This window comes from Lentiprolixibacter sp., assembly GCF_982873095.1.
Window position 1 is genome coordinate 6,290 of the sequence record NZ_CEYNTP010000089.1, and the last position, 3,652, is coordinate 9,941.

General features: G+C 44.2%; 4 protein-coding genes and 1 tRNA gene. 4 read left to right on the forward strand and 1 reads right to left on the reverse strand.

Translation table 11 applies throughout. The features are described 5' to 3' along the window. Positions 1 to 252 precede the first annotated feature (252 nt). From AC4E7D_RS07045 to AC4E7D_RS07055, 3 genes are all read left to right on the forward strand, one after another. Positions 253 to 612 (forward strand): BlaI/MecI/CopY family transcriptional regulator, encoded by a 360-nt coding sequence (locus AC4E7D_RS07045; RefSeq protein ID WP_490173107.1) that lies wholly within the window; start codon positions 253 to 255, stop codon positions 610 to 612. Continuing rightward, complete coding sequence (locus AC4E7D_RS07050; protein WP_490173108.1) at positions 613 to 2,343, forward strand: M56 family metallopeptidase; 1,731 nt, start codon at positions 613 to 615, stop codon at positions 2,341 to 2,343. A gap of 495 nt (positions 2,344 to 2,838) precedes the next feature. Next, positions 2,839 to 2,991 carry an SsrA-binding protein gene (locus tag AC4E7D_RS07055; RefSeq protein WP_490173109.1) on the forward strand — a complete coding sequence of 51 codons (153 nt, stop codon included), beginning with the start codon at positions 2,839 to 2,841 and terminating at the stop codon, positions 2,989 to 2,991. On the opposite strand, the gene AC4E7D_RS07060 is transcribed toward AC4E7D_RS07055, so the two are convergent. Then, positions 2,988 to 3,500, reverse strand: coding sequence for an adenine phosphoribosyltransferase (locus AC4E7D_RS07060; RefSeq protein WP_490173110.1), 513 nt, complete (start codon positions 3,498 to 3,500; stop codon positions 2,988 to 2,990). The two genes, AC4E7D_RS07055 and AC4E7D_RS07060, sit on opposite strands and share 4 nt — an antisense overlap. Positions 3,501 to 3,577: 77 nt before the next feature. Here AC4E7D_RS07060 and AC4E7D_RS07065 point away from each other — a divergent pair. Continuing rightward, positions 3,578 to 3,651, forward strand: a tRNA-Arg gene (locus AC4E7D_RS07065). Position 3,652 lies beyond the last annotated feature (1 nt).

Below are 3,652 nucleotides of genomic sequence, written 5' to 3' on the forward strand. Positions count from 1 at the left end.
GAAAAGGCAACCGAGGCTTTTAACAACCAGTTCCCTCCCAGGATCAGGAGGGCCAAACCAAGCAGGATAAAAAACAGGTTGAGCACTAGAAGGTGTTTCCGTAAAAGTAAAACATGTGGCGAGATTATGGCAATGAGCTTCCTCATGTTTAGGGCTGGTGAAGTTTTAAGCGAAGCAGAAATATGTTAAATAACTATAAAATTAGTTGTACAACTACTTTTTTAGTGATATGTTTGATCAAACGAATCCGATATGCAGAAGCTGACCAATAAAGAAGAAGAGGTTATGAAGGTGCTCTGGCACCTTGAAAAGGCCTTTGTAAAAGAGATCCTGGCCGAAATTGAAGGCCCTAAGCCCCATTACAATACCCTTTCAACTATTGTCAGGAATCTTGAGGACAAGAAATATGTGGGCCATGAAGCTTTTGGCAACACCCACCGTTACTTCCCCCTGGTAAGTAAGGAAGCCTATCGCAAGCAGTTTGTCAACCGCAGCCTGGTGGATTTTTATGACAATTCCTATAAGAGCATGGTCTCCTTCTTTGCAAAAGAAGAAAAAATATCAGTGGAAGACCTGAAAGAAATCATTGCCTTAATTGAAAAGAAGAAATAAATGGAAGCAGCACTGGTTTACCTCGCCAAGGCCTCTGGCATACTGACCCTCTTCTTTGGGGTCTACCAGCTTTTCCTTAAACGGGAAACATTTTTTGAAGCCAACCGTCATTTCCTGATAGTAGGGATATTATCGGCTTTTGCCCTGCCCTTCCTCGAAATCAAACGCTATGTAGTGCTGGAATCCCTGCCGGTTTCTGCTTTTACCCAACTCCCTGAAGTGAGCACCACAACAATGCTCACCGGAGGATGGAACTGGGAGGCCCTGATATTGGGGATGTACCTTACAGGTGTGCTGGTGTTGAGCAGCAGGTTCCTCATACAATTGTATTCCCTGAGGCGATTGGTTCGAAAGCACAAAGTGAGAAGACTTGGGGCGATCCGATTGGTAGAGACCGATCGGGACCTGGCACCCTTTTCCTTTTTCAACTATATCTTCTACAATCCGGGTCAATTCAGTGCAAGTGAACTCGAGGCGATCAGGCAACACGAAAAAGCACACTGTGTCCAGAGGCACTCGGTAGATGTATTACTCGGCCACCTGATGACCATCCTGCTATGGGTCAATCCAATCAGTTGGTTGTACCGCAAGAACATTCAGCAAAACCTGGAATTTTTAGCGGATTCAAGTGCCATCAGACGGACCAAGTCGGTCAAAAAATATCAGTACGCCTTATTAAAGGTATCCTCAAACCCCATCCATACACCAATAACCAATAATTTCTACAATTCATTAATCAAAAAACGAATAGTCATGTTACACAAAACCAAATCCAATCAGTTAAATGCCCTGAAATTTGCCATCATTCTTCCCTTGCTTGTGGGCTTTGTTTTCGCTTTTAACACCAAAGTAGTAGCCCAGGAGAAAGATGTGGTGGTAGAAGTCCAAGTTGAAAAGATTGAAATCCGGATCGACAAGGACTACACCAAGGACCAAATGGCGTCTGACACCAAGTTCATGAAAGAAAGGGGGATCGACCTCAAGTTCAAAGGAGTTAAAAGAAACAGTTCCGGTGAAATCACAGCTATCAATGCCAGTTACAAGGATGACAGCGGCATAAGCGGCAACTACAGTCAGAACAGCGACGACGGGATCGACCCCTTTAGCTTTCGGGTAAGCGGGGAAGGGAAAGACCGCAGTATCGGATTCTTTTCAGGAGCCTCCCTTCACGAGGGCCACACGATCTCTGCAAACAAGATCATTATTGAAATGGATGACGATGAGCGGCAAAAAGGCAAGCACAAGATCCGCAAAAGAATGCGCATTCATTCAGGTGATGACGACGCCCATACCTGGATAGAGAAAGGCGAGGGAGATGAAATGGAAGTCCTTGTTGAGATCAAGGATGGGGAAAAGGTCATCACCATCAACGGGGAAGAGGTAAGCGAAGAAGAACTGGAGGAATTCGGTAAAAAGGCCGATGGGAAGAAGATCAAGATCAAAAAACTGAAGAAAGGAGAAAGTGGGAACGTCTTTATCATAAAGGATTCCATGGACGATGAGGATATCGAAATCATTGAAGAAAAAGGCAGTGGTTTTTTCTTTATGGACAGCGACCCGGGAGAGGAGCCCCTTTTCATCGTAGATGGCAAAGAAATGAGTCGGGAAGCATTTAAAAAATACAACCCCAGCCAGATCGAAAAGGTGGAAGTGTATAAAGGAGAAGCCGCTGTGAAAAAGTACGGGGACCGTGCCAAGAATGGTGTGGTTGAAGTCACCACGAAGCAGTAAATCAACCGCTGAATTATACAATAGCAACCGCCTCGCCTTGAGGCGGTTTTTTTATTTCAGAAAATGGATTTGCCAAAAAAAGGGCTTTTTCAATCATTTTGGTCCTTGGAATTTTAAAAACAGTCAAAAAAGCCCCTACAAATCTTACAGTTATCAAGAGTTAACCACTTATATAATTACGATTAGGAACTTATCCCAAGGAGAGTTGTTTGTTTTATAAATCCCTAACATTTATTTACTTACATATTTGTATTTAATTTCATCATTTTCTTCCTTTTTTCTTGGAAGCAAGAACTCCCTCCTTATATATTCACGCTCAAATCGATGAAATACAACTGAAACAACGAAATATCTGTTCCCATGATAACGCTTGCAAAACTTTTATTACAACTCATTTTACTCCTGGTCCTGGTAATACTGTAGCCACTATATGAGGGCTAACTTAACATGAATATGTGCTGATGTTTATCTTTGTGCTGACCAACAACGGCACCTATGCAACAGTTCCTCTTTAAAACCCTTGCCTGGCTCAACAAAAAGTTACTCCCCTCCTATACCAGAAAGGGTGTTGATCTTTCCAAAGCTTCCAAATGGCAGTTGGCCGTAATCGGATGGAGGTATTTTGTGACTACGCGTGCCTTGGGTTAAAACGTCATAAGGGAATTCACGGGATAGCCCTGAAGCTGGTCCCTTCCATTGAGAAAATCCAATTCCAGCAGGAAATGGCAAAGCACCACTGTTCCTCCAAGGGATTCCACCAGCTCACAGGTGGCTTTGGCCGTACCGCCAGTAGCCAGCACGTCGTCATGGATCAGGACCCTGTCTCCCTTTGAGATACCATCCGCATGTATTTCCAGGGTATCTTCCCCGTATTCCAGGGAATAGGTGCGACTGATCTTATCAGCAGGGAGTTTGCCCACTTTTCGGACCGGGACAAAGCCTGCATCCAGTTCAAAGGCCAGCAGGGGGGCAAAGAAGAAACCCCGGCTTTCTATACCGATGACCTTGTCTATTCTTTCGTTTCCCGCCATCCGGATCAGGGCTTCCGATGCTGTTTTAAAGGCATGTTTGTCTTTCAGGAGGGGGCTGATGTCCTTGAAGACCACCCCGGGTTCCGGAAAATCTTTAATATCCCGTACGTACGATTTAAAATCCATTATCACTGCAGTTGTGTTGCCTTAAATTTAAAAAAGAAATATATTTGCAGCCCATTGCGTCAGAGCAATATAAAAAAGGCCTCCTAGCTCAACTGAATAGAGCACTTGATTACGGCTCAAGAGGTTACAGGTTTGAATCCTGTGGAGGTCAC